We start from the raw sequence: 26,415 nt of genomic DNA, 5'->3' as shown, positions 1-26,415 counted from the left end.
TCCCCGAAATTAAGCAACAATAAAAGCTTTCCCTGGCTTGGTGCTTCTTGGTTAAGTTATTGTAATTGCTCTGTTTGTATGTCTTCGGTGTGGGGCTTTGGCCTTTGCCGAAGTGCCGGTATTGTGCCTTATTCTCCCTTTTCTGGTCAATTATGTCTCCTCTTATCAGTTGTAAATCTGTAACAAAATCGTTTGGCGCCCAGACTCTTTTTCAAAATATCAATCTCATGATCGACAGTGGCGATAAGATCGGAGTGATTGGGCCGAATGGTTCCGGGAAATCAACTTTATTGAAAATTATCTGCGGGTTGGAAGAGGCGGATAGTGGGCAGGTTGTGCGTCAGAAATTCGTGCGTCTCAGTTATCTGGCCCAGGACGATGTCTTTGATGAGACAAAAAGTATCAGCGATAATCTGCTGGCAGGGCTGGCCGGAGAGGATATGGTCGATACGGAAAAATACTACCGGGTCGATACCCTGCTCAGCCGTGCTGAATTTGCTGACGGCAACGCGCCGGTGAAGAACCTGTCTGGCGGGTGGAGGAAAAGGTTGTCTATCTGCCGGGCAATGGTGTTGGCTCCTGACGTGCTTATCATGGATGAGCCCACGAACCATCTTGATATCGAGGGCATTCTCTGGCTGGAAAAAATGCTGCGCGGGGCCGCCGGTCCGTCCGCGTTTCTCCTGGTCAGCCATGACCGGCATTTCCTGGAGAACTGCAGTAACAGGGTTGTCGAGTTGTCGGCGGTATATCCTGAAGGAACGCTGCAGGTGCAGGGCACGTATTCCCAGTTTCTGGAGAAACGCGACGAATTTCTTGTGGGGCAGCTGGCAGAGGAAGAACGCATGGCCAATAAAGCGCGCCGGGAGGTGGAGTGGCTGCGTCGAGGTCCGAAGGCGCGGGCGACGAAAGCCAAATATCGTATAGACGAAGCCTATAAGCTGACTGATGAACTGGCTGAATTGAAAGCGCGCAACCGCTCTCTGGTAAATGTTCAGATTGATTTTGAGGCAACCGGCAGAAAAACGAAAAAACTGCTTGAAGTCATCGGCATTGCCAAATCATATGGCGATCGAACCCTGTTCAGCAATCTGGATATAGTGCTTTCTCCCGGCAGCCGACTTGGCCTGCTTGGTCGAAATGGCTGTGGCAAATCGACTCTGATGAAGATTCTTGCCGGGGCTGTTGATAAGTCCGGCATGGTTCCCGATGCGGGTGTGGTTAAAGCCGCCGATAATATCAAAGTGATTTCCTTTGATCAGAACAGGGAAACTATCGATCCGACGATCATCCTGCGCCGGGCGCTTGCGCCGGATGGCGATTCTGTAATGTATAACGGCAGATCCCTGCATGTGGTGTCCTGGGCGAAAAAATTCCTTTTCCGGCCCGACCAGCTGGAAACCCCGGTCGGTCAACTGTCCGGTGGAGAGCAGGCGCGAATTCTCATCGCGAGGCTTATGCGGCAGCCGGCGGATATCCTGCTGCTGGACGAGCCGACCAACGACCTCGATATTGCCTCCCTTGATGTGCTGGAAGCCAGTTTGCTTGATTTTCCGGGAGCCCTTGTGCTGGTCACTCATGACCGCTATCTGCTCGACCGAGTCTGTCACCGGCTTCTCGGTTTTGGCGGCAGGCACGGGGTGAGTTACTATGCTGATTACGAACAGTGGCTCAATGACCTGCCGGAGGCTGGCAAGCCCGACGAGAGCAAGAAGAAGATCGAAGCTCAGGCAGAGAAAGCTCCGGCGCAAAAAAAGAGCAGCGGCCGACTCTCCTATATGGACCAGCGGGAGTATGATCAGATTGAAGAGGCTATCGCGACTGAGGAAAGTCGGGTTGAGCTGTTGCAGGACAGAATGGCCCTGCCGGAAATAGTCTCTAACCCGGATGAGCTCGCCGAGTGCTGGCAGGAGCTGCAGGAAGCCCAGGCGGAAGTTGAGCGGTTATACGACCGCTGGGATGAACTGGAAGAAAAAAAGAATGGATGAGAGGGGGCATGAAGGTAGCAGTTCTTGCTGATATTCATGGAAATCTTGAGGCGTTTGAAGCGGTAACTGCCGATCTTCGGCGGCAGGGTGCCGATCGGGTCATCTGCCTGGGCGACAATATCGGTTATGGCCCTAACCCGCAGGAGGTGGTTGGTCGTCTGAGGCAGCTGGGGTATACCTCGGTGCTGGGCAACCATGAATTCGCCCTGGCGGATGCACGGGCGAGACGATGGTTCAATTTTCAGGCGGCGGAAAACAACATCGCAACGGAAAAATTGTTATCTCAGGAGAACAGGCAGTACTGCTGCCGTCTGCCCACATTTTTGACGTACGAAAAAGCGCATTTTGTTCATGCCTTTCCGCTTGACTCTGTTTTCCGCTATCTCAACAGGCAGTCCGATGAAAAGATTGCCGCTCTTTTTGCGTCAACGACGCCTTGTCTGTTCTTTGTCGGCCATACCCACCGGCTTATGCTGGTCACCGGAAATAAAGGAATGATCAGCAGAAAAACAATGGGGCAGGAAACCGTACAGCTCGAGCCGGATAATAAATATATTGTCAACTGCGGCAGTGTCGGCCAGCCAAGGGACGAAGACCGGCGGGCGAAGTATCTGTTGTGGGATTATGCCGCCCGGCAGCTGGTTGTCCGCTTTGTCGAGTATGACAACCGGAAGACCATGCAAAAGATCAGAGACCGCGGATTTCCGGAAATCTATGCAATGAGGCTGGCGTAAACCATGAAAACAATCGGCAGATATGAGGTGACGGGTCGTTTGGGGCGTGGCAGTATGAGCACCGTCTATAAAGCCAAAGCCCCGGTTACCGGCCGTCTGGTCGCTTTGAAAATCCTGCAGCCGAGAAATGAAATCTTTGTCGATATCGTCGGCGAGGCACGGCTGCGCGAGATGTTTGTGGAAGAGGCACGGATCATGGGTACTCTGTCCCATGACCATGTGGCAAAAATTATCGACTGCGACGAACATGCAGGGCAGCCGTTTATTGTTCTCGAATATTTCGCCCATTCCATTGGCGCATTTATCGGCGAATCCTATCGGGTCGAGGCTCCCTCGCGCATCATCTCTGCCGCTAAGACCAAATCCTATCTGGTACAGGCACTCAAAGGGCTCGAACGACTGCATTTTGCAGGAATCATCCACCGGGATATAAAACCCTTCAATCTGATGATAACCAGTGATGATCGAATAAAGATCATCGACTTCGGCCTGTCCCGGGTCCGGGGGGAAGAAAGAATGGCCATTCCCGGCATGCAGGTCGGTTCGCCCTACTATGCCGCACCGGAACAGGAACAAAATCCAAAGCAGGTTGATGGGCGGGCCGACCTGTTCAGTCTGGGGATAATGGGGTACAGGATGCTGACTGGCCTTCTTGTTGATCAGAGGCAGGGGGAAATCTTGGCCCCCAGCACATTGAATGCGGAGCTTGGCCCGGAATGGGATGCCTGCATTCTGAAAAGCATCGCCAGAGATCCTGCAGACCGCTATCCCGATGCGCAGCAGATGCGGCTGGCTGTTGAGGCGCTGCCTCTTGTCGTCCCTCAGCAGTGCAATGGTGCAGAGACGCTTCATGCCCGCAGTGTACGCCCGATGCGTGGCGGCAGAAGAAAAGAACCCGCCAGGATGATGTACAAAAATATCCGCCTGGAGCTGGGCCTGGACGATTTATTGCGACCGCGGGAGTATGCTGTTCAGGATTTTGCGGTGGTCGGGCCGCTGGTGGCTCTTGAGAAGAACAGCGGACTCTACTGGCAGCGGCGCGGATCGGGGTTCACCCTTGACTGGCAGCAGGCGAAAGACTACGTGCAATTTCTGAACAGCACCTGCTGGCAGGGTCGGAACAGCTGGCGACTGCCGACCCTTGAAGAAGTGTTGACTATTCTCAAGCCCCCGCTGCACGGCGTCTGCTGCTCAAACTGGCCGCTTCTGGACGCTGCCATTCACTGGCTGTGGACCTGTGATCACTGCACCAAAAAGCAGGCCTGGATGGTTGATGTGGTCGAGAGCTTCTTTGACCGCCTGGATAGAGACGGCGTTGCCTCGGTCTGTGCTGTCAGTTCTGCGGAGTAACTTTTGACCGGTTAGACTTTGCAGGATGTGAAAAATTCTTCTATTTTTTCCAGGGTATAGATGATATCTGCACGGCTGATGTCAAGATGGGTGACCAGCCTGGTGGTTTTGCCCGGAGTGATGAGGATGTTGTGGTCGTTGAGAAATTCGGCCATCTGTTGCGCTTTTCCCGCCTCCATGGTGAAAAAGACCATATTGGTCTGTGCCGGATCCTCCACCACTTGCAGCTGGTCAAACCGGCGCAGTCCTTCGGCGAGGATTGCTGCATGTTCATGATCGACTGCCAGGCGTTCGATGTTGTTTTTCAGGGCGTACATACCCGCTGCGGCAAGTATTCCCGCCTGTCGCATCCCGCCGCCAACCATCTTTCGCCATTTCCTCGCCTGCTCTATAAAGCTTCGTGCTCCGCAGAGCAGTGAGCCAACCGGCGCGCCCAGTCCTTTAGACAGACAGACAGAGGTGGAGTCGAAATGGCGGGTGATCTCCCGGGCGGATACATTCTGCTTGACTGCGGCATTGAACAGTCTGGCTCCGTCGAGATGCAGGCTGAGTTTCTTGTCGGCGGCAAATGTGGCCACCTGCTGCAGGTAGTCAAGGGGAAGTACCCTGCCGTTCTGGGTGTTCTCAAGACAGAGCAGGCGGGTTCTTGCAAAGTGAATGTCGTCCGGTTTAATTTTTTCTTCGATTTTGGTGAGAGAAAGGGTTGCGTCCGGTTCAAACTCAATCGGCTGCGGCTGGATGGAGCCCAGAACCGCGGCACCTCCGGCTTCATATCTATAGGTATGCGCCAGCTGGCCGACGATATATTCATCACCGCGGCCACAATGGGACATGATGCCGATGAGGTTTGCCTGGGTACCGCTTGCGGTGAAAATCGCCGCCTCAAAGCCAAGCAGTTGGGCGGCATAGCTTTCCAGCTCATTCACCGTCGGGTCGTCGCGATAGACGTCGTCGCCCACTTCTGCTTCTGCCATAGCCTGGCGCATTGGTCTGGAAGGTTGAGTAACGGTGTCGCTGCGCAAGTCGATTCTGTTTGTCATTGTTTTCCCCGGTTGTTTCCTTGTTTAAAAAAGATTAGTGACTTAGAAATAATTTGCTTGGTCTTTTTCAAGCAAATTATTTCGTGAAGGAACTTATCCCGCAAATCTTTTGGGCGGGATTAGTGCTATGCAATTAATCATCTTGGTCTTTTTCAAGCAAATTATTTCGTGAAGGAACTTATCCCCGCACAGCACGGGGACTGAACAGAGCACCCGTCAAGGGGGTACTGAACAGAGCACCCGTCAAGGGGGTACTGAACAGAGTACCCGACAAGGGAGTACTAAACAGAGCACCCGTCAAGCGAGTACTAAACAGAGTACCCTCAAGGGGCATTGAAAATAGTCCCGCAAATCTTTTGGGCGGGATTAGTGTTGTGCAAATAATCATTTCTTGTTTTAGAAAGCATTTAGAGAAATGTGTATCTCCCTTTTCGAGATGAAAATCTCTACAACATTATACAGGTTGAGGCTGTTGCTGAGGCTGACAGCAAAAGTACAGGAGACTATTTAAAAAAGCGATGATAAAAAATAAGGCACTGAGTACCGCCCAGAAAGAGATTCTGGCGGAGACCGAATTCACTTTTAACCACCTTGCCGAGGAAGATTTGGCTGCAGTCATCGACCCGGCATATGATGTAGCAGAAATGGACGATGATAAGCTGCTCGAGTTTCTGGAACTGGCCAATATATTATACCGGGCAGGCGAGCAGCTGATCTCCGACCAGCAGTATGACTTCGTCTTTCTCGAAGAATTACGCAACAGGCTTCCCGACCATCCCTTTTTGCAAACGGTGGAACCGGAACCACTGACGGAAGCCAAAACCGTCGATCTGCCGTTTCGCATGCTTTCCACCGAAAAAGCCTACGAATTTGCCGCCATCGAACGGTGGGTGAACCGGATCGACAAGGCGGCAGGGGAATGCGGGGTCGGTTTTGCAACGCTGGTTTTTCGGGCAACACCAAAGCTTGATGGCTTTGCTGCCTATGATGATGGGGTGAAGCTGTATACCCGTGGCGACGGGCGGCGTGGTACCGATATCAGCCGGGTTTTTGAGCGGGGTTTGCAGGTGGCGGGGGATGGTGCACGTGGGCTTGGCCCTGGGGAGATTGTGGTCAGCCGCAGTTATTTTCTGGAAAATCTTGCTGACATGTTCGAAAATTCGAGGAATTTCCAGGCGAGCCTGATCAAGGAAAAGGCCCTTGAGCCTCCCGCGGCCGAAGCCATCAGGCTGAAGAAAGCAGTCTTTTATCCGTTCAGCCTGTTGCCGAGCTGGCAGGGGACATGGCGGGAGCTCGCTGCCGGCTTTGATGACATTATCGACCTGCTGTGGCAAAAAACCGATTACGATGTGGACGGCATTGTCATTGAAATTGTCGATGAAAAAATCAAGGAGTTCATGGGAGCCACCCGGCATCATCACCGGTGGCAGATCGCGTTTAAGCGAAACACGGAGACGGCTGAGGTGGAAGTGCTCCGGGTGGTAGCTCAGACATCCCGATCCGGTCGGGTGAATCCGGTGGCCGAGGTGGAGCCGACCAGACTGAGCGGCGCGCTTATAAAAAGAGTCACGGCCCACCATTATAATATGGTGCGGCAACAGGGCATCGGGCCGGGGGCGAGGATCAGGCTGTCACGCAGTGGCGAGGTGATCCCGAAAATTGAGAAGGTCCTCGTGCCGGCGATTCCAGAGCTTCCCGAGACCTGTCCAAGCTGCGGTTCGCCGCTTATCTGGGAAAATGATTATCTGCTCTGTATCAACAACCTGAACTGCCCGGCACAGATAACCAATTCCATTGAACATTTCTTCAAGGTTCTTGGCAATAATGACGGTTTTGGGCCATCTTCAATCCGCAAAATTTATACAGGGGGCGTAGCCACTATTCCGGGGATTTACCGTCTGCGGGAAGAAGATTTCGTCTTGCTTGGTTTTGGACCGAAGCAGGCGGAAAACATGGTCGGTCAGCTGCAGCGAAGTCGGGCTGAGCCAATTGAAGACTGGCGTTTTCTGGCAGCTTTCGGGATCTACCGGATGGGTATGGGGAACTGTGAAAAATTGTTGGGCTTTTTTCCGCTTGAAACTGTCTTTACACTTACCAGGGCGGATATTATCACCATCAAAGGTTTCAGCGAAAAAATTGCCGAGGCGATGGTTGCCGGTCTGTCCGCTGCGAAGGAGCTGTTCGATGAGTTGTACGCGATGGGCTTCAACCTGACGAGAACTCCACTGGACGGCGAGAAAAAAGACGCCGATGGCCCGCTCGCCGGCAAGCTCATTGTGTTCACCGGAGCTATGCAGCAGGGCAGTCGCGACGACATGAAAAAACAGGCGAAGCTTCTCGGGGCAAAGGTCGGGGATTCGATTACCGGAAAAACCGATATGCTGGTTTGCGGCGAGAGGGTCGGGCCGGCTAAGATAAACAGAGCCAAAGAACTGGGGATTCAGCTTTTATCGGAGGCGGAGTATCTGGCGCTGTTCAGGTGATGGCTGCAGGGCAGCTTTCCCTGCTGCCTGCTAATTGTGGCTTGTTATTTGGGGGTGCGACAAAAGCTCCAGCTTTGCCGATTATCTTTTTCTGTTCTTTTGTAAGGGCTCCTGCATCCCGAATGCTGACATCTGGCATGAACGCTCCTATATATATGTGTGAGTCTTGCAGTATGATGTAGCAAAAATCTGCAACAAGCAAGTCTGAAACAAACTCACTTATATGCCGGGAAAAAAGGAAAAAATTTACTAATGAGGTGCGTATGCATATTCTCGTAACCGGAGGCGCAGGCTATATCGGCAGTCATACCTGTCTGGAACTGTTGAATAACGGCCATGAGGTAACCGTGGTCGATGATCTCTCCAATTCCAGTTGGGAGTCGCTGAACCGCGTTGAGGAGTTGACCGGCAAGAAGGTTGCATTTTTTGAGGTCGACCTGCTCAATCAGGAGGCTTTGACGGAAGTTTTTGCAGGGTGCCGGCATAAAGTGGACGCAGTGATTCATTTTGCCGGCAAGAAAGCAGTTGGTGAATCGGTGGAAAAGCCACTTCTCTATTATCGTAATAATATTACCGGCACTCTGGTGCTTTGCGAAGTTATGGCGGCCTACGGGGTGAAAAACATAATCTTCAGTTCCTCGGCAACGGTCTACGGTGATCCGGCAACTGTACCGATTACTGAAGATTTTCCTCTTTCCTGTACCAACCCCTACGGGCGGACCAAGCTGATGATCGAGGAAATATTGCGTGATGTTCATACGGCGGATATGGGCTGGAACGTCTGTCTGCTCCGCTATTTCAACCCGGTCGGTGCTCATAAAAGCGGCCGGATAGGGGAAAATCCCAATGGAATCCCCAACAACCTGGTGCCGTATATAACCCAGGTGGCGGTTGGCAAACTGGCTGAATTGTCTGTCTTTGGCAGCGACTATCCGACCATCGATGGCACCGGAGTGAGAGATTATATTCATGTGGTCGATCTGGCTTTGGGTCATGTCAAAGCGCTTGATGCATTGCGGCAAAATCCTGGGGTTGTTGTTTATAACCTTGGTACCGGCAAAGGGTATAGTGTGCTCGAGATGATCGAGTGCTTTGCCGAAGTAAGCGGGAGGGATATTCCCTATCGTATTGTTGACCGCCGGCCGGGGGATATTGCTGCCTGTTATGCCGATCCGGCTAAAGCCTTTCGCGAACTCGGCTGGAAGTCCAGCTACGGCCTGCGCGAGATGTGCGAAGATTCATGGCGCTGGCAGGAAAACAATCCGGAAGGATACTGAGGCCGTCCCGTCTTTTTCTTGATCATGCGTCCGGGATCATAGCCTGCGGATGCATGATTCTCGCTTTGATCATCCCCCCTGTTGTCCTTTCTCCTTTTATATCAGTCACTACATCACTTCTTCTGCTTCGTTGGTCGCTCTTTAATCCGCCTTCCAGGAAGGTGTGCGAGTTATGCTGCTCGTTTAAAAAATATCGAATATATGTATTGACTGCTGGTAAAACAGTCTTGCAATACCGCCATGCCAGTGGTATTTTCCAACCAAATCTAAATATGAGGCACTGTTTGCACAATGCGACTAAATGAATATCCAATAATGATTTTTGGCTGCGGGAATGTCATCATGGGTGACGACGGCTATGGTCCCGCTGTGGTCGACAGGCTGAATAGTCGCTATGTTCTTCCGGATGGTCTTCAGGCAGTAGATGTAGGCACCTGCGTGCGCGAATATCTGTTTGATTACCTGTTAATGGAGGAAGGGCGGCCTCGAAAAATCATTATTCTTGATGCGGTCGATTTCCCGGATCGCTCTCCCGGTGAGGTTTTTCAGATTCTGCCGGCGCAGATTCCGGCCAAGAAAATTCATGACTTTTCTCTTCATCAGTTTCCAACCGTAAATTTATTGCAGGAGCTGGAGCAGAATACCGGCATAGAAGTGCTGATACTCGCGGCGCAAATTGAATATATCCCCGAAGAAATTTCGCCGGGGCTTTCTCCTGCCATGGCAAAAGCTGTTACAGTAGCATGTGAAAAAATATCACAAATTCTTTCTCTTAATGTCAAACGAGGTGACCTTTTATGATGTATGAATTTAAAGTCAGCGAGCTTGCAGAAGAATTTGGGGTTCATCGAAATACCATAAGGAACTGGATCAACGCCGGGACTCTTGCCGCCAAAGAAGGCCCCGGTCGCAAGTATCTTATGAAATTTCATGATTACCAGAAACTCTGCGAAAAATTTGGCCGTGAACCCCATGTCCATCCATCCAATCATGTCAGTGCAAAGGCCCTTGGCGCTCTTGAAGAGACAGACAAGGAGCCGCTGTTTCTCAATGGCATAAAGAGCGAGATTGCTGTTGATCCTTCCTGGGGCGATTCCTGCCTTACCTGCGGGACCTGCGCCAGCGCCTGTCCAATATCCGGAGTTGATGGTCTTGATCCGCGCAAGATTGTGCGGATGGCCGTCCTTGGGATGGATAAAGAGCTGGTTGCGTCGAGCTGGCCATGGAAGTGTACCATGTGCGGCAAGTGCGAAGAGGCCTGCCCGGCCAATATTCAGATAATTGCCCTCATGCGCAAAATAAGAGGGACCAGAAAACGATCGGAAGTTCCGGGTCCCATTCATAAAGGCGTTACCATGTGCCTTGAACGGGGCAACAACCTCGGCATTCCAAAAGACGATTTTATTTTTCTCTGCGAAGACCTCGGTGAAGAACTGGCGGCGGACTGTTGTCCCGGTTTTAAAACACCAATCGATGTTCATGGAGCTCGGGTCCTTGTAACGGTAAACTCGAAGGAGCCGTTTGCCGAGCCGGACGACATGAAATGGTGGTGGAAAATATTTTATGCCGCCGGCGAGTCCTGGACCATCTCTTCGGAGAACTGGGAAGGCGTCAACTGGGGGCTCTTTTCCGGAGACGATGAGGCGATGAAAACGGTTGTCGGGCGCATTGTCGACAACATGCGCCGACTGAACTGCCAGGTTCTGCTCCTCCCCGAGTGAGGCCACGCCTACTTTGCAACCCGGTCCGGGTTGAACAAATGGTATCCCGAAGCGCTCAAAGAGTTCAGAATCGTCACCGTCTTTGATCTCCTGCTCGAATATATTGAACAAGGAAAGATTCAGCTGGATAAGTCGGTACATAAGATGGCTGTTGCCTATCACGATCCATGCAATTATGGTCGCAAATCCCTGAAAGCCTTCGGCCAGGCGTATTTTGAAGAAGGTCGCGCGGTGACGAGGGCCTGTTGCGACGATCTGCGTGAACTCTACCCCAACCGGAACGGTGCCTATTGCTGTGGCGCTGGTGGCGGTGCCTGGGCAATGCCTTACGGCGACGAAAGGGTTTTTTATGGCCGGATCAAGGCCCGACAGATTTCAGAATCGGGCGCCGAGCTGGTTGTTGCCCCCTGTCATAACTGCCGGGATCAGATCATGAAATCGCTTAACAAGGAATATGATCTGGGCATTGAGGTCAAGTACATCTGGGAACTGGTTGCCGATGCATTGATTTTGCCGGGCAAAAACCAGTGACTTAACCGTTGTTTTCCTGGCTTTTACTAGAAAATCAATGCGTAAAGGAACTGTCCCGCTCTTTGCAGCGGGATGAAGGCCTGAGAATACACCAGAACGAACACAAATGAAATATCCTGACGTGTAGTGCATCGATTGGGATATGACAGATATGAAAAATCGAGAGGAGACAGCTGTGATGCTGGATACGAAAAAAGTTGGGTCGGTAATGATTGTCGGCGGTGGGGTCACCGGAATGCAGGCGGCCCTGGATCTCGCAGATTCCGGATATTACGTTTACCTGGTAGAGAAGTCCGGCGCCATCGGTGGTGCCATGGCCCAGTTGGACAAAACGTTCCCGACCAACGACTGCTCGATGTGAATCATCGCGCCAAAATTGGTTGAGTGCGGTCGGCACTTAAACATTAAATTGATGACCCTCAGCGAGGTTACCCAAATAGATGGTATCGCCGGGGATTTTAAAGTAACAGTCAAGGAAGCTCCGCGGTATGTCGATGTTGAAAAATGTATAGCCTGCGGCAAATGTACTGAGAAATGTCCGAAAAAAGTAGACAGCGAATATGATGCCGCCACCGGTAAGCGCAAGGCGATTTATGTCAAATATGCCCAGGCGGTGCCGCTGAAGTATCAGATTGACGCTGATGCCTGTATTCGGCTGCAAAAACCGGGGGCCTGCGGCTTTTGTGAGAAAGTCTGTGATGCCGGAGCGATTAATTTCAACGACACGGAGAAAATCCACCAGCTCAATGTCGGCGCAGTCGTGCTCGCTCCGGGCTTTGAGGCCTTTGACCCGACGGATGCCGGTGTCTGGGGCTTTGGTGTCTATCCCAATGTGATCACCTCCCTGCAGCTGGAAAGATACCTTTCCGCATCCGGTCCCACCGAGGGTCATCTGATTCGGCCATCGGACAAAAGACCGGTGAATAAGGTCGCCTTCCTGCAATGCGTCGGTTCAAGAGACGAGAATCTCTGCGGCAATGGCTATTGTTCCTCCGTCTGCTGCATGTATGCCATAAAAGAGGCGGTCATCGCCAAAGATCATGTGCCGGGCCTGCAGACGACGATTTTTTATATGGATATGCGGACCCATGGCAAGGAATTCGATCTGTATATGGAGCGGGCTAAAGAAGATTCCGGAGTGCGTTTTGTCCGCTGCCGGGTCAACGGCGTCGAGCCCGATGGTTCGGGTGGCGACCTCCGGCTCAGTTATGTCAATGAAGAAGGGCGTCAGCTGGAAGAATACTATGACATGGTGGTGCTCTCAGTCGGTCTGCAGACACCAAAACATGTACTGGAGCTGGCGCACACCGCGGGCATCAAACTGACCGCCGATAATTTTGCCGCCACCTCCGATTTTGCCCCGGTTCAGACTTCACGGGAAGGTATTTTCACCTGCGGGGCTATTGCCGGGCCAAAAGATATTCCACAATCGGTTGTGGAAGGATCGGCAGCCGCCGCGGCAGTGGCTGATCTGCTGGCACCCGCCAGGTTCGAGCTGACCACCGAAGCGACCTTCCCGCAGGAAAAAGATGTATCCAGAGAAGAGCCGCGCATCGGAGTCTTTGTCTGCCACTGCGGCTCAAATATTGCGGGGACCGTTGATGTCAAGGCAGTTGAGGAATATGCAGCGACGCTGCCGGATGTGGTTTATGTCGAGCGCAATCTTTTCTCCTGTTCCCAGGATACCCAGGAGATGATCACCAAGCGTATCCGCGAACAGAACCTGAACCGGATTGTCATCGCCGCCTGTACCCCGCGTACCCATGAACCATTGTTTCGCGAGACGCTGAAGGCTGCCGGTCTGAACGAATACCTGGTGGAGATGGCCAATATCCGCAATCACAACTCCTGGGTGCATACCAAGGATCCCAAGGCGGCAACGGCAAAGGCCAAAGATCTGGTGCGTATGGCTGCTGCCAAGGTGACCTTTGGCGATTCCCTCAAGCCTTTTGCCGTACCGATTACCCAGAAGGGCCTGGTTATCGGCGGTGGTGTCGCGGGCATGACCGCTGCGCTTAATCTTGCCGAACAGGGTTTTGCTGTCCATCTGGTAGAAAGGACCGAGGTCCTCGGCGGCAATGCACTCAATCTCAAACACACCTGGGCCGGGGAGCATGTCCCCTCACAGTTGGCTAAACTGATTGATAAAGTGACGGGAAATGACAAAATCACCATTCATAAAGGGGCATCAGTGACCAAAGTGGATGGCTTTGTCGGTAATTTCAGCTCGACCATCACCGATCGAAACGGAGCGACGCTGGTCATCGACCATGGTGCCGGGATTGTCGCAACCGGTGGAGATGCCTATATCCCCACCGAATACAACTTTGACTCGATAACCGGTGTTGTGACTTCGGTCCAGTTTGATAAGCTTTTTGAACTGAAGGAACAGCATGTAAAAAAAGCCCGGCGATTTGTCTTCATTCAGTGCGTAGGTTCCAGAGAAGAGGGCAATATGTATTGTTCCAAGGTCTGCTGTACCCATTCGGTACAGTCGGCAATCGCCCTGAAGAAAGAAAATCCGGAGCGCAACGTCTATATTCTTTATCGGGATATGCGCACCTATGGCCAGCGGGAGGCTCTGTATAAACAGGCAAGAAAGCTCGGCGTTATCTTTATCAACTACGAGCTGCACGGAAAACCGAAGGTGACCCAGAATGGTTCGGTCATCGATGTTGAGGTCTGGGATCATGTGCTGCACCGCCCGCTGAAGATTGAAGCGGACATGGTCATTCTGGCCACCGCAATTCGCCCGCAAGGCGATGCTGCGGAGCTCGGCAAATTATACAAGGTTCCCGTCGATAAGCAGGGATTTTTCCAGGAGGCCCATGCCAAGCTCCGGCCGGTAGATTTTTCGACCGACGGTATGTTTGTGGCCGGACTGGCCCACTATCCCAAACCGGTTGAGGAGTCCATTGCCCAGGCCCTGGCTGCGTCGGCAAGAGCCGCTACGCTTTTGTCCAAGAGTCATATCTCGCTTGATGCAGTGAAGGCGACGGTAGATGAGGACTATTGCGACGGCTGCGCCCTCTGTGTCGATGTCTGCCCGTATAACGCCATTACCCTGATTGAAAAACCGGCTAAAGCAGGCGGAGCTGGCGGCAAAACGATCGTTGTCAACAAGGCGCAGTGCAAAGGCTGCGGGTTGTGTCAGGGTACCTGTCCCAAGCGAGGCGTGTATGTCGCCGGATTTACCATGAAACAGATCAGCGCTCAGATTCAAGCGGCGCTCGCGGTATAAATTTTAAAGTGAGAAGGAGTTGTGAACATGAGTTTTGAGCCTAAAATTGTTGCCTTCTGCTGCAACTGGTGCTCCTATGCCGCAGCTGATCTGGCGGGAACGGCCAGGATGCAGTATCCGCATAACGTGCGGATAATTCGCGTAATGTGCTCTGGGATGGTCCATCCGGAATTTGTTATGGATGCCTTATCCCAGGGCGCAGACGGGGTGATGGTCCTCGGCTGACACCTCGGCGAATGTCATTACCTGGATGGTAATTATAAAGCAATGACCCGGTCCAACATGATTGTTGAACTGTTGGAAGATTTTGGCTACGAGGCCGATCGGTTCAATTTGACCTGGGTTTCGTCGGCGGAGCCTGACAAGTTTGTTGCGGCGGTGACCCAGATGACCGCGCGTATCAAAAAATTAGGCCCGGTAAACGGTCAGGACGCCTCAGTGGCATAAAGGGAGAAAGATATGGGTGTAACGACTGCAATGGAGTGGTTGGGATCCTGCTCGGGGTGCGAAATTGCCATCCTGAACATCGGCGAAGATCTTATTCCGATAATAACTGAGGCGCTGGATATTGTTCATGCCCCGGTTCTGATGGATCATAAATATTTCGGTCAGTGCGGCGAAGGGATTATTCTGAATATTCCGGATGCCGTGGTTGGTATCGTCACCGGAGGGGTGAGCAATCACGAACACCTTGAAGTGCTTGAAGAAATGCGCAAGAAGTGCAAGGTGCTGATTGCTCTTGGCACCTGTGCGACCCACGGCGGCATTCCCGCACTGATGAACGGCCAGGATCGTGAGCAGAGCTGGGAGGAAATTTATCGCACGGAGAGTACTGATCCGGGTGCTGAAGTGCCGAATGTTGAGGTGCCGGCACCGCTTGATCGGGTATATGCCTGTGACGAGAAGGTAAAAATCGATATGCAGCTGCCTGGTTGTCCGCCTAATCCGGCGCTGATTGCCGAAGTTATCCTGTCGCTTGTCGAAGGTCGCGATCCAGTGCTTCCCGGCAAGAGTGTCTGTGATACCTGTCCAACCAGGCGAGAAGGAAAAGGGGCGGTGGACAAGGTGAAACGATTTATCACCAATGCCGATTTCGTTCCCGGGGCCCCGATTGATGAGATGCGTTGTCTGCTGGAACAGGGCTATTTGTGTCTTGGGCCGGTTACCGCAGCCGGCTGCGCCAAACGTGGCGCCCCGGCCTGCATCAGCGCCAGGGTGCCCTGTCGGGGGTGTTTCGGGCCGGTACGCAAAGACGGCAACCAACTGCTTGATATGATGAATGCTCTGGCAAGTAACGGTATTGACTATAAATCGGTTGTCGACCGCCGGTCTATACTACGATTTTCAGGAGCCCACGGAAAACTGCGACCGGTCAAAAAACCGGTGGTGGAGGAGGAATAAGATGGGAAAAGTAATAAATATTGCACCGGTAACCCGCATTGAGGGACACGCCAAGATTGCGATTCATCTAGGTGATGACGGCAATGTCCAGGACGCCTTTTTGCACATTCAGTCTCTGCGCGGGTTTGAAAAATTTATTGAGGGTCGGCCGGCTGAAGAAGTGCCCCGCATTGTCAACCGAATCTGCGGTATCTGTCCATGGATGCATCATCTGGCCTCGAATAAAGCGGTCGACGGTGCCTTTGGGGTGACACCCACTTTAACTGGTCATAAGCTGCGGGAAATGTGCCAGATACTCGCGCATATTAACGATAAAATTCTGCATTTCTTCTTTCTGGCAGCACCGGATTTTGTGCTGGGGCCGGATGCGGACTACTCGGTGCGCAATGTTATCGGCGTGGTCAAAGCGGCACCGGAGCTGGCGACTAAAGTCGTCAAGATGCGTCAGCTTGGCCAGATGATGCTGGACAAGTTTGCCGGAAAGGCCATTCATCCAATTGCCGGGGTCGCCGGCGGTTTTGCCAAACCGATGGTCGAGGAGGAGCGACAGGAACTGCTCGAAGGGACCCGGACGCTGCTTGATTTCTCCCTGTACGCCCTTGATTATGCAATCAATAATGTGTTCAGTAAATATATGGACGTCATTGGCGAGCTTGGCGTGATCAAAACCGGTTTTCTCGGGACGGTTGATGAGAAAGACGGCGCATTGCGACTCTATGACGGCAAACTGCGACTGATGAAGGCCGATGGCAGCTTTGTCGATTTTGCCGGCGAGGATTATATCAACTATCTGGGCGAGCATGTCGAACCCTGGGGGTATTCGAAGATGCCCTATGCCAAATCCTGGGACGAAGGCTTTAATATGGATCTGGCCGCACCGAAGGGGATCTATCGTTCCAACACGCTGGCAAGAATCAACGTCTGTGACAAAATCTCAACACCAAGGGCGCAGGCGGCCCTCGAGGCGTTCAGGAGTTCTTTTGGTCGTCCGGCCCAGCAGACCCTGCTGTACCATTATGCAAGGCTTATTGAGATGGTCTATGCCTGCGAGCGAACCATAGAGTTGCTCGAATGGGAAGGCATTACCGATACCAATGTACGGGCCAAGGTTGAGCCGAAAGCCGGACGTGGGGTCGGAGTGGTTGAAGCGCCGCGAGGGACATTAATTCACGATTACACAACCGACGATAACGGCTGTATCACCAAGGCAAATCTCATTGTCGGGACGACCCATAACATCGCGCCGATGAATATGAGTGTCAAGCAGGCGGCGACCACGCTCATCAAAAACGGGGTCTATAACGAGGGATTGCTCAATCAGGTGGAAATGGCGGTGCGCGCCTACGACCCCTGAATGTCCTGTGCTACCCACCGCCTGGATGGCGGCATACCAATATCTGTAAGCATTGTCGATAAAGACGGAAAAGAGGTCGACCAGATAGTCAGCTAAGCTCGGTAAACGGCAGGAAGGAGAGGGCAGCTACCCTGTAATACGTTGTTTCCCCGGGAAAAAAGGAAATAACTGGTAAGATGCTAACCTCCTTCAGGTGTCACCTGCGGGACCGACGAAGGTTGTTGACTGGAGGTGACATCAGTTTCTGAGAGATTGTTTTTGTTTTTTTTGGTCTATAATGTAGTATATACAGGTTACTTATCTTCTCCTTTAAAAAGAATGAAGATCAAAGTGCAGGAGGCAACCATGCCAAACACACGAAGAGTGCAGGTACGAGCGGAAAATCCCAGTGGCGCATGCGGCAAACTGGATCATATGACTATCGACGAATTGAAAGCACGGGCCGTCGGAGATGAATTTGACGGTACTTGTCCGGCGTGTGGCAAGTTTCATTTGACTCGAGCTGAAATCGAGAAAATAGAAAGCGAAAAAGTTATTGATTCCGAGAGCTATAAGATAATGAAGAACGAGGCAGAAGCTTCGGAATAATGTTTGACCTTCTTTCTGGGAATGATGCCTGTTTGCCAGAAAGTTACTTGGGGCAGGTGCAAGAACGTTTATCCACCTGGGGTGAGGGGTATACCAAAATGGAATCCGAGAATGTGACAAAGGATCTTGACATCCAGAAAGCACTGCTTGAGAAAATACACAAACTCGTCGACCGTCCCATGCGCCTTATGGTTGCTTGCGGCACGCAGAACAGGGCCATTCTTAAATATGGTCTGCGTGAGCTTTTGCCTGATAAAATTGATCTTGTCGCCGGCCCAGGCTGCAGTGTCTGTGTCATGCCGGCCGGTCATATTGATGCCTTTGTCAAAGTGGCCATGCAGCCTAAAGTCATAACTGCTGCCTGTGAAGATCTGATTCGTGTCCCGGGCAGCAAAGAATCCCTTGGCTCAATTTGGAAAAAAGGGGCGCGGATTGAAATCATATCATCGCCCATGGATGCCTTGGATATTGCCCGGCGCGAGCCGGACTATACCGTTGTCTATCCGGCGGTGGGCTTTGAAGCGACGGCCCCAAGTGTTGCCGAAACAATTCTTGAGGCAGCGCGCTTAGGGATAGAGAATTTTTGTGTTATTCCCTCCATCAGGCTCCTGCCGCCGACGATCGATCTGCTGATGCTGGACCCCGATCTCAATATCCGGGGCCTGCTCTGCTCTGATCATATCAACACTATTTCCGATACGGAAGCGTATACCGAGCTGGCCAGAAAACACAATCTTTCCTGTTATATAGCGGGATTTGAAGCCGTCGAGATTCTGGAAGGTATTCTCAGCCTGGTCAAGCAGATACGAAACGGCGAGTCGGTTTTTGACGATACGTCAGCTTTTATCTACTCTTCTGAGGATAATAAAAGGGCCAGAAAAATGGTGTCGGAGGTGTTTTTTGCCGTTGATACCGACTGGCGGGGGCTAGGTACCATCGAGCAGAGCGGTTTTGTCATACGCGACGAACTCGCCCTCTTCGATGCCACCAAAAGATTCAATGTCCGCTTTAAAGAAGGTCAGGAGTCTTGCATGTGCCAGTGTAATGCCATCATTTCCGGCCGTGGTCTTCCTCCGGACTGTCCGGCATTCGGCATGGTCTGCACCCCGCAGACGCCGATCGGCCCCTGTATGATATCCGATGAGGGAATCTGCTCTTCCTATTTCAAATATAATGTGCAGGGGAGTCGGAATATCGCCAGCCGTGTTTAGTGACTTAGAAGTAATTCTCTTGCGCTCTTTGCAAGAGAATTATTTCGTTAAGGAACTTATCCCGCAATGCTTTTAGGCGGGATTAGTGGCCATTCGATAGTCATCTTGCGCTCTTTGCAAGAGAATTATTTCGTTAAGGAACTTATACCCCTCAAGGGGGTACTGAAAAGAGCACCCGCCAAGCGAGTACTGAACAGAGTCCCCGACGAACAAGCTCGCAAAAATCAGCACGTTTTGCTCTCTACCACGCCTGAACAAACCTCCCGGCAGAACTGCCTTCCGACGCTGTATTTCATATATATATTCACCACCCGGCTTAAACAGGCGCGAAAATGAAATTCTCACCCGCAGCAGTATAATTGACCCGACCGGTACTTGTTGGTAAGCTGTCTCAGTGGGTTTGCCACAGGCGAAAATCGCCTGCAGCAATGGAAATTTCCGGCCGGACCTTTGCTTTGCCGCCTCAATCTGATGTCATTACAAATTGGTCTACCGAAATAAAGATGCGACATGGACGATAAGAACATGGACGATAAGCACAACGACGCCTATAAAGAGAAGCTGCATAATCTTGGTGAAGAATTCATCTATGGTTTGATAGATAATCCATATGAATGTCCAATAGTTATAGGTGAAAATGGGACAATTAGATTTATTAGTCGTTACAGCCAGCAATTCCTGGGGATAGACGGTAAGGATGCCATCGGAAAACATATTACCGAGGTTATAAACGGTACTCGCCTGCATGAAATACTGCAAGACGGCAAGGCCAGGATTGGTGACACGCTGTACATCGGTGGGCGCCAGCAGCTTATCTCCAGAATCCCGATTAAGGATACTGCCGGGAACCTGCTCGGCGCCGTTGGCAAAGGAATGCTTAATGAGGTGACGAGATTATGGGACCTCCAGCGAAAAATCGAACTCCTCGATGGACAACTGGAGTATTACCAGAAGCAGCTCAGTCAACTGAAAGGGGGGACTGATATAATTGGTGAATCCCCGCCTATTCAAGAGGTCAAAGACAAATCGCTGCTGGCGGCGAAAACGGCTTCGAACATTTTGATAACCGGCGAATCCGGGACGGGGAAGGAGGTTATTGCTTATTTTATTCATCAGTCAAGTCCCCGGGCCAGTGGACCTTTTATCAAAGTTAACTGCGCCGCGATTCCTCCGGACCTGTTCGAGAGCGAACTTTTCGGCTATGAGTCCGGGGCATTCACCGGTGCAAGAACCGAGGGAAAACCTGGCAAGTTCGAAATGGCTCACGGGGGCACTATTCTGCTCGACGAAATCGGCGAACTGCCTTTGTCGATGCAGGCCAAGCTGCTGAGGGTGCTGCAGGAACGAACGGTGGATCGGCTCGGCGGGACGAAAACAATACCGGTGGATTTCCGACTTATCGCGGCGACAAATCGCGATCTCAGTGAACTGATTAAAGAAGACAAGTTCAGGATAGACCTGTATTTTCGAATTAATGTTTTTAACATCCTTGCCCCAAGCCTGAGACAGATGAAAGACGACATTCCTCTGATTGCACATCATTTGCTGTCGCAGCTCAAATCGGAAATTTCCTGGGGCCCGTCGGGTATTTCCAAAGAGGCGATAGAATTATTAAAGGGGTATGCCTGGCCGGGAAATGTGAGGGAATTGCGCAATGTTATGGAAAAGGCCAGCATAATTTCCCGAGGCAATATGATCAGACCAGAAGATTTGCCTGAACAGGTTCGGCACTGCACCGATGCAGGACCTCGAACCGATGATCCTCCTTTGGAAGGCAACCTCAGGCAGATCTTGGAGGAGACCGAAAGAAAAGTGATAGAAAACGTTCTTCGGTCTGTACAGGGCAACAAGACTAAGGCTGCGGAGATATTGGGCATGCATCGAACGTCTCTCTACGATAAACTCAATAAAATCAGAAGTGCGTCAAACGTCGATCGCAACAATTGAGCCAAAGGGGATTGTTCGGATACGTAAAGAATCCGCAAAAAGACTGATAATTTCAATACTTGCTCGCAGTTCATTTCACCTCTGATATAAGATAGATAGATAGAGGTCCTTTCCCGGCAATCGCAAATAAATAATAAATTTTGATAATGCCAGCCTGAGAATGATCAGGAATAAAGTGTAGGAGAAATCCTGCAGTGTCCATTTTCTCCTACACGTAGAAAAAATCGTCTCAATCAAGCCACTTATCATACAATACCCCACCTGCAGTACAAGTAACTATGTAGGACATTTCCTACGTCCATGCATCGCTGCTTCCACCGGCCTGTATGTAATATTCGTGTAAATACCGAAGGTTAAGTGTTTAGTGCGGCTGTCTGGCCCCTGTCTTGCAAAATAGTCGTATGCGATCTAATTGAGAATATTGCACCAATGAAGGAGCCGCGCATATGAACGTTAGTCAAGGAAAAGTCATGACACTGGAACAGGCAATCGCGACCTATGTCACTGACGGCTGCCATATATCAATCGGCGGATTTACCGTGAACCGAAACCCCATGGCAGCAGTTTATGAGATCATGCGGCAGAGGAAAAAAAATCTTCACTGTTATGCCCATTCAAACGGTACAGGTGTTGATGAGCTTATCGGCGGTGGATGTATCTCAAGGCTCGAGATTGCCTATGGTGGCAATGGTAAAGCCGCACCGACATGCATCCGATTTAAATCAGCCATCCAGAGGGGAGAGATTCTGTTCGAGGATTATTCAAACTATCATATGTCGCTTCGTTTTCATGCCGGTGCCATGGGTGTCCCCTTTATCAATACATTATCAGGGCTTGGTACTGACATTCTCGAAAAATGGGGATTTTCCAGAGAACTGCGGGCAATGGATCCGAAATTACCGGATAAAAAAATTGAAATTATCGACAACCCATTCGGCAACTGGGGCGGCGCCACCAAGGTGGTGCTTGTTCCTGCCATAAACCCGGACGTTACCATCATCCATGTGCAGAAGGCGGATAAACACGGTACGTGCAGGATTGAAGGTCTGAATTTTGCCGATATTGATCAGGCGAAGGCATCGAAACATGTCATTGTGACCTGCGAAGAAATTGTCGACTCGGAGGAGTTGCGGGAAAAACCTGAATACAATCAAATTCCATTCATCCATGTAAGCGCCGTGGTCCATGTTCCGTATGGTGCCTATCCTTCTGCCTGTTTCAATTGTTACGATTACGATCCCATTTACCTCAAACAGCTCAGTACCTTTGCCAAAGACGACAAGCTCTATAAAGAATACCTGGAAACATTTGTTTACGGTGTGAAAGACCACCCAGGTCTCTTGACTCTGGTGGGAAAAGAGCAACTGAAGATGATTTCTGCAGATAAAAGAACTGGATATGCAACCGGTCTGGATCGACGATAAATTGCATTCAGGAGAAAAGACACGATGGATTATACACTGAAAGAAATGATGACCATCATGGCGGCAAGAGAGATCCGGGATGGTGATATCGTTTTCTGCGGCACCGGCATATCTATGGTTGCGGCCATGGCTGCAAAGCAAATTAATGCCCCGGACAGCATCATCTTTTTTGAAACAGGAGCGATTGATTCAAAACTGGAAGAGATTCCTATGGCCGTTGCCGACTCTCGCGTCATGTTCGGGGCGGCCTCGAACAGTGGACTGCTGGAGGCATTTGCTACCATGCAAAACCCAAATACCGGCGATCGTATCATAGGGATTCTGGGGTCCGCTCAAGTTGACAAATACGGCAACCTGAATTCGACCTGCATCGGTGATTATTTTCAACCCAAAATCCGCTTTTCGGGAAGTGGCGGGGCCTGCGATGTCGCATCTTTTGTGTCCCGATGCCTCATTTTCATGCAGCATGAAAAACGAAAATTCCCGGTAAAACTGGATTACCTGACGAGTCCAGGCTATCTGGATGGGCCGGGGGCCAGGGAGCGTGCGGGATTGAAGCCGGGCGGTCCGACAGCCGTCATCACCAATCTTGGTGTCATGTATTTCGATGATGTCACCAAGGAGATGTATCTGGCGAGCTATTATCCAGGGGTCACTCCCCAGGACATCCTCGATAACATGGAGTTTGCCGTGGATATTTCCCGGGCGATCGAGGCGGAACCGCCTTCCGACAGGGAATTGAAAATTCTGCGGGAAAGAGTCGACCCGCATAAATTGATTCTTTAATTTTGCGCGTTGGATAAATCAATGTGATTACCACTAAAGTTCAGCTTAGAAGGTCCGGAGGGATATGAGGTGCCCTTTGCACGGGACGCCATAAACCCATCCCTTGGGGCTTGACCGCAGCCATCCAGGCTGCGGAACACCCGTGCAAAGGGCACCTCATATCCCCATGTAGCTGAAGATTGGTCGTAATCAAAGAAATCAATAGAACGAGGAGATAGCAATGCAATTCAAGTTAACTGACGAACAGAAGATGATGCAGGATATGGCCAGAGATTTTGCCCAGAAAGAAATCCTGCCCACCCTTAAAGAAGATGAGCGAGAGCACAGATTTCGGCCGGAGCTCGTCAGGAAGATGGGGGATCTTGGTTTCTTCGGTTGCGCCATCCCGGAAGAATACGGCGGCAATGGCTGCGGATTTTTTGAGTCGGTTCTCCTGGCTGAGCAGCTGGCGAAGGTAAGCGGTTCCTGGCGGGTGCCGCTCAACATGCAGAACATCGGTCCCTCGGTGACCGTGAACAGATTCGGCACCAGGGAACAGAAAGAGCGTTTTATCCCGGCCTGGGTCAAGGCCGATTCCTTCGGTTTTTTTGCCATTACCGAACCAAACTCCGGCTCGGATGTGGCCGGCATGGGCACGACGGCGACGGACCGCGGCGACCATTGGGAATTGAACGGGCAGAAAATGTGGATCTCCAACGCCCATGTCGGCGATTGGGGTCTGGTGTACGCCTTTACCGACAGGAGCAAGAAATACAAGGGCATGACCTGCTTTATCGTCAATTTGAAGGATAATGAGGGGATTGTCACCGCCCCGATCGAGACCAAGCTGGGATTGCACTGCTCGCCGACCGGTGAGATTGCCTTCACCCAGGCGAGGATTCCGAAGGATTCGGTGCTGGGCGAGGTTGGTCAGGGGTTCAAGATCTGCATGTGGCAGCTCAACAACACCAGGGTCAGCTGTGCTGCCGGCGCCCTCGGTATCGGCGGCGGCGCCATCGAAGCTGCCATTAATTATGCCAACGAGCGTACCCAGTTCGGGAAAAAAATCGGCTCCTACCAGATGGTCCAGGCGCAGATCGCCGATATGGTTGCCGAGCATGAAGCGGCCAAACTGCTGGTCTATCAAGCCGCCTGGTTGAAGGATCAGGGGCTGCCCAATCAGCACCAGACCTCGATTGCCAAGCTGTTCGCCTCTGAGGCCGCCGTCCACGCCGCCAGCGAAACAATGAAAATTTTCGGCAGCTACGGCTTTTCGACCGAGTTCCCGGCTGAACGTTTTCTGCGCGATGCCCAGTCTCTTCGTGTGGTCGAGGGAACCAGCAATATTCAGAAAACCATTATCGCCGGAATCGCGCTGGGCGATGTCGAAAACCGCTGAGCAGGCCAGGGGCGCCACGATCGACCACCAGGCATAGAGTTGTTAATTAGCAGGGAGAAAGGAGACAGTTATGTCACGCAAACAAACACCATTACGACCATATTTTGCGAAAATGGCTGATATTGGTGCTGCGCTCACTGATGCGGATATAGAACGCGGAAAGGAGAACGTAGAGCTGGTCCGGGAGCAGGAACAAATCATTGCCCAGGAAGTGGAGCGGGTCAGGAACGCCGGTATCCCCGCCCGGAAAATCCATGACCGCGGCGGGATGACCGTCTATGACCGCCTGGAGTATCTGGTTGATCCGGGTACCTGGTCTGCTCTGCATACCCTCTACAATCCGCAGGACAATGAGGAAGGATGCACCGGGGTTGTCAACGGCATCGGCAAGATATCCGGTAAATGGGCGGTGATCATCGGCTTTGACAACAAGGTCATGGCCGGTGCCTGGATATCCGGCCAGGCCGAGAATATACTCATGGTGACGGATATGGCCAAACGGCTCAACGTCCCCCTGGTCTGGTTGACCAACTGCAGCGGGGTGAAGTTGATGGAACAGGAAACGGTCTATGCCGGTCGACGTTCCAGCGGAACGCCGTTTTTCCGCCACGCCGATCTCAATCACCTTGGGGTGCCGATTCTCAATGCCATCTACGGCACGAATCCGGCCGGTGGCGGGTACCAGGGCATCAGCCCAACCATACTGCTGGCCCACGAAGGTGCCAATATCGCGGTGGGCGGGGCGGGGATTGTCGGCGGCATGAACCCGAAAGGACATTTCGATGTCGAAGCCGCAAAAGCCCTGATCGAGGCGACGAAGAATTTCAAATCCAAAAGTCCCGGCCGGGTCGAGACCCATTTCGACAAGACCGCCTACTTCCGGGAAGTCCATGAATCTGAGCAGGGGGTGCTGGATGGCATCAAGGACTACATGCGGATGATGCCCGCCTACGACCCTGCCATGTTCCAGGTAGCGGCGCCGGCGGCACCGAAGTTTCCCGCGGAAGACCTGAACTATCTTCTGCCGGTCAATCAGAAGCGCCAATACAGTGCGGCCCAGATCCTGGCTCGCCTCACTGATAACAGTGAGTTTATGGAGTATCGCTCCGATTACGGCCCTGAGGTCTTTGCCGGGATAGCGAAGGTCGACGGATTCCCGGTTGCCTTCATTGGCAACAATCAGGGCTTTTTCCCCGACTATCCGAAATATGCGGGCGACAGCTACTTCGCCGTAGGCGGTAAACATTACCGAGAGGGGCTGATCAAGCAGGCCGAATTCGTCACCCTCTGCGGACGCGACAACCTGCCCATCATCTGGCTCCAGGATACCACCGGGATCGATGTTGGTGATTTGGCCGAAGAGGCCGAACTGCTCGCGCTCGGCCAGTCGCTGGTCTATTCGATTGAGCAGACGGAGCTGTCCATGATGTGCATTGTCCTGCGCAAAGGTTCTGCCGCCGCTCATTATATCATGTGCGGGCCCCAGGCCAACAACAACAATGCCTTCACCCTTGGTACGCCGATGACTGAGATCTATGTCATGCACGGCGAGACCGCTGCTGCTGCGTCCTATGCACGGCGACTGGTCAAGGAGGAAGCCGCCGGTAATGATCTTGGCCCGGTGCTCGACAAGATGAACCAGATGATCAAGGATTACCAGGATAAATCCCGGCCGGCGTATTGTGCGATGAAAGGACTCGTCGATGAAATCGTCGAGCTGCCGGCCCTGCGCAGGTACATCCAGGCCTTTGTCGGGGCGAACTATCAGAACCCGCGATCCATCACCCCCGTTCATCAGATGCTCCTCCCGCGAATTATCAAGGGTTAGAGTGTTCGAGCCAGGGGACAGTGGATGTTGCCGACCTGAGGTAACACGAGATTTTTAAATCATGATGGCAGTCGAGGGCACGAAAAAAATATCATTGCAGGGTTTGCCTGCGTGTCTTGAGGCCATGGTTGAG

20 protein-coding genes are annotated in these 26,415 nt (G+C 52.0%); 18 read left to right on the top strand and 2 right to left on the bottom strand.

Features of this window, described 5'->3' with window-relative positions; translation table 11 throughout:
• Positions 1-152: 152 nt before the first annotated feature.
• The 3 genes from FCL47_RS06580 to FCL47_RS06570 are packed head-to-tail and all read left to right on the top strand — an operon-like array spanning position 153 to position 4,072.
• On the top strand, positions 153-1,988 hold the full coding sequence (locus tag FCL47_RS06580) for an ABC-F family ATP-binding cassette domain-containing protein (protein ID WP_136812697.1): 1,836 nt from the start codon (positions 153-155) through the stop codon (positions 1,986-1,988).
• 8 nt (positions 1,989-1,996) lie between these two features.
• On the top strand, positions 1,997-2,722 hold the full coding sequence (locus tag FCL47_RS06575) for a metallophosphoesterase (RefSeq protein ID WP_167496398.1): 726 nt from the start codon (positions 1,997-1,999) through the stop codon (positions 2,720-2,722).
• Positions 2,723-2,725: 3 nt separating this feature from the next.
• On the top strand, positions 2,726-4,072 hold the full coding sequence (locus tag FCL47_RS06570) for a protein kinase (protein WP_136812695.1): 1,347 nt from the start codon (positions 2,726-2,728) through the stop codon (positions 4,070-4,072).
• Positions 4,073-4,083: 11 nt separating this feature from the next.
• On the opposite strand, the gene ltaE is transcribed toward FCL47_RS06570, so the two are convergent.
• Complete coding sequence (gene ltaE / locus FCL47_RS06565) at positions 4,084-5,112, bottom strand: low-specificity L-threonine aldolase (RefSeq protein ID WP_136812694.1); 1,029 nt, start codon at positions 5,110-5,112, stop codon at positions 4,084-4,086.
• Between the two features lie 518 nt (positions 5,113-5,630).
• Here ltaE and FCL47_RS06560 point away from each other — a divergent pair.
• Positions 5,631-7,595 (top strand): BRCT domain-containing protein, encoded by a 1,965-nt coding sequence (locus FCL47_RS06560; protein WP_136812693.1) that lies wholly within the window; start codon positions 5,631-5,633, stop codon positions 7,593-7,595.
• Here FCL47_RS06560 and FCL47_RS24350 read toward each other — a convergent pair.
• Positions 7,588-7,734 (bottom strand): hypothetical protein, encoded by a 147-nt coding sequence (locus FCL47_RS24350; RefSeq protein WP_153306357.1) that lies wholly within the window; start codon positions 7,732-7,734, stop codon positions 7,588-7,590. The genes FCL47_RS06560 and FCL47_RS24350 overlap by 8 nt on opposite strands.
• Positions 7,735-7,858: 124 nt before the next feature.
• Here FCL47_RS24350 and galE point away from each other — a divergent pair, with 124 nt between their 5' ends.
• The 14 genes from galE to FCL47_RS06485 all read left to right on the top strand — a co-directional run bounded on the left by galE (position 7,859) and on the right by FCL47_RS06485 (position 26,282).
• A complete protein-coding gene (gene galE / locus FCL47_RS06555; RefSeq protein WP_136812692.1) occupies positions 7,859-8,872 on the top strand; it encodes a UDP-glucose 4-epimerase GalE in 1,014 nt (337 codons plus the stop codon).
• A gap of 291 nt (positions 8,873-9,163) precedes the next feature.
• Positions 9,164-9,673 (top strand): hydrogenase maturation protease, encoded by a 510-nt coding sequence (locus tag FCL47_RS06550; protein ID WP_136812691.1) that lies wholly within the window; start codon positions 9,164-9,166, stop codon positions 9,671-9,673.
• Positions 9,673-11,124: a 4Fe-4S dicluster domain-containing protein gene (locus tag FCL47_RS25295; RefSeq protein ID WP_304992070.1), complete on the top strand. Its 1,452-nt coding sequence runs from the start codon at positions 9,673-9,675 to the stop codon at positions 11,122-11,124. The genes FCL47_RS06550 and FCL47_RS25295 overlap by 1 nt, the downstream gene beginning before the upstream one ends.
• Before the next feature lie 178 nt (positions 11,125-11,302).
• The gene (locus FCL47_RS06535) at positions 11,303-14,365 is read left to right on the top strand and encodes an FAD-dependent oxidoreductase (protein WP_153306356.1); all 3,063 of its coding nucleotides are present in this window, start codon (positions 11,303-11,305) and stop codon (positions 14,363-14,365) included.
• Positions 14,366-14,392: 27 nt separating this feature from the next.
• A complete protein-coding gene (locus FCL47_RS06530; RefSeq protein WP_153306355.1) occupies positions 14,393-14,812 on the top strand; it encodes a hydrogenase iron-sulfur subunit in 420 nt (139 codons plus the stop codon).
• A gap of 12 nt (positions 14,813-14,824) precedes the next feature.
• A complete protein-coding gene (locus FCL47_RS06525) occupies positions 14,825-15,766 on the top strand; it encodes a methyl viologen-reducing hydrogenase (RefSeq protein ID WP_136812688.1) in 942 nt (313 codons plus the stop codon).
• A gap of 1 nt (position 15,767) precedes the next feature.
• On the top strand, positions 15,768-17,216 hold the full coding sequence (locus tag FCL47_RS06520; protein WP_136812687.1) for a Ni/Fe hydrogenase subunit alpha: 1,449 nt from the start codon (positions 15,768-15,770) through the stop codon (positions 17,214-17,216).
• 249 nt (positions 17,217-17,465) lie between these two features.
• Complete coding sequence (locus FCL47_RS06515) at positions 17,466-17,708, top strand: hypothetical protein (protein ID WP_136812686.1); 243 nt, start codon at positions 17,466-17,468, stop codon at positions 17,706-17,708.
• A 98-nt stretch (positions 17,709-17,806) separates the two neighbouring features.
• A complete protein-coding gene (hypD, locus tag FCL47_RS06510) occupies positions 17,807-18,919 on the top strand; it encodes a hydrogenase formation protein HypD (protein WP_167496396.1) in 1,113 nt (370 codons plus the stop codon).
• 510 nt (positions 18,920-19,429) lie between these two features.
• Positions 19,430-20,866 carry a sigma-54-dependent Fis family transcriptional regulator gene (locus tag FCL47_RS06505; protein WP_136812684.1) on the top strand — a complete coding sequence of 479 codons (1,437 nt, stop codon included), beginning with the start codon at positions 19,430-19,432 and terminating at the stop codon, positions 20,864-20,866.
• 446 nt (positions 20,867-21,312) lie between these two features.
• A complete protein-coding gene (locus tag FCL47_RS06500; protein WP_136812683.1) occupies positions 21,313-22,290 on the top strand; it encodes a CoA transferase subunit A in 978 nt (325 codons plus the stop codon).
• 24 nt (positions 22,291-22,314) lie between these two features.
• Positions 22,315-23,076 carry a CoA-transferase subunit beta gene (locus FCL47_RS06495; protein WP_136812682.1) on the top strand — a complete coding sequence of 254 codons (762 nt, stop codon included), beginning with the start codon at positions 22,315-22,317 and terminating at the stop codon, positions 23,074-23,076.
• A 220-nt stretch (positions 23,077-23,296) separates the two neighbouring features.
• The gene (locus FCL47_RS06490; RefSeq protein ID WP_136812681.1) at positions 23,297-24,454 is read left to right on the top strand and encodes an acyl-CoA dehydrogenase family protein; all 1,158 of its coding nucleotides are present in this window, start codon (positions 23,297-23,299) and stop codon (positions 24,452-24,454) included.
• Positions 24,455-24,524: 70 nt separating this feature from the next.
• Positions 24,525-26,282 carry a carboxyl transferase domain-containing protein gene (locus FCL47_RS06485; RefSeq protein WP_136812680.1) on the top strand — a complete coding sequence of 586 codons (1,758 nt, stop codon included), beginning with the start codon at positions 24,525-24,527 and terminating at the stop codon, positions 26,280-26,282.
• The last annotated feature ends 133 nt before the right edge of the window (positions 26,283-26,415 follow it).

Source organism: Desulfopila sp. IMCC35006 (assembly GCF_005116645.1).
Lineage (GTDB): Bacteria > Desulfobacterota > Desulfobulbia > Desulfobulbales > Desulfocapsaceae > Desulforhopalus_A.
This window is presented reverse-complemented; position numbering and strand designations above follow the sequence as displayed.

Coding starts and splice junctions, on each gene's coding strand:
- FCL47_RS06580 (WP_136812697.1), top strand. CDS start 153: ATGTCTCCTCTTATCAGTTGTAAATCTGTAACAAAATCGTTTGGCGCC.
- FCL47_RS06575 (WP_167496398.1), top strand. CDS start 1,997: ATGAAGGTAGCAGTTCTTGCTGATATTCATGGAAATCTTGAGGCGTTT.
- FCL47_RS06570 (WP_136812695.1), top strand. CDS start 2,726: ATGAAAACAATCGGCAGATATGAGGTGACGGGTCGTTTGGGGCGTGGC.
- ltaE (WP_136812694.1), bottom strand. CDS start 5,112: ATGACAAACAGAATCGACTTGCGCAGCGACACCGTTACTCAACCTTCC.
- FCL47_RS06560 (WP_136812693.1), top strand. CDS start 5,631: ATGATAAAAAATAAGGCACTGAGTACCGCCCAGAAAGAGATTCTGGCG.
- FCL47_RS24350 (WP_153306357.1), bottom strand. CDS start 7,734: ATGCCAGATGTCAGCATTCGGGATGCAGGAGCCCTTACAAAAGAACAG.
- galE (WP_136812692.1), top strand. CDS start 7,859: ATGCATATTCTCGTAACCGGAGGCGCAGGCTATATCGGCAGTCATACC.
- FCL47_RS06550 (WP_136812691.1), top strand. CDS start 9,164: ATGCGACTAAATGAATATCCAATAATGATTTTTGGCTGCGGGAATGTC.
- FCL47_RS06525 (WP_136812688.1), top strand. CDS start 14,825: ATGGGTGTAACGACTGCAATGGAGTGGTTGGGATCCTGCTCGGGGTGC.
- FCL47_RS06515 (WP_136812686.1), top strand. CDS start 17,466: ATGCCAAACACACGAAGAGTGCAGGTACGAGCGGAAAATCCCAGTGGC.
- hypD (WP_167496396.1), top strand. CDS start 17,807: ATGGAATCCGAGAATGTGACAAAGGATCTTGACATCCAGAAAGCACTG.
- FCL47_RS06505 (WP_136812684.1), top strand. CDS start 19,430: ATGGACGATAAGAACATGGACGATAAGCACAACGACGCCTATAAAGAG.
- FCL47_RS06500 (WP_136812683.1), top strand. CDS start 21,313: ATGAACGTTAGTCAAGGAAAAGTCATGACACTGGAACAGGCAATCGCG.
- FCL47_RS06495 (WP_136812682.1), top strand. CDS start 22,315: ATGGATTATACACTGAAAGAAATGATGACCATCATGGCGGCAAGAGAG.
- FCL47_RS06490 (WP_136812681.1), top strand. CDS start 23,297: ATGCAATTCAAGTTAACTGACGAACAGAAGATGATGCAGGATATGGCC.
- FCL47_RS06485 (WP_136812680.1), top strand. CDS start 24,525: ATGTCACGCAAACAAACACCATTACGACCATATTTTGCGAAAATGGCT.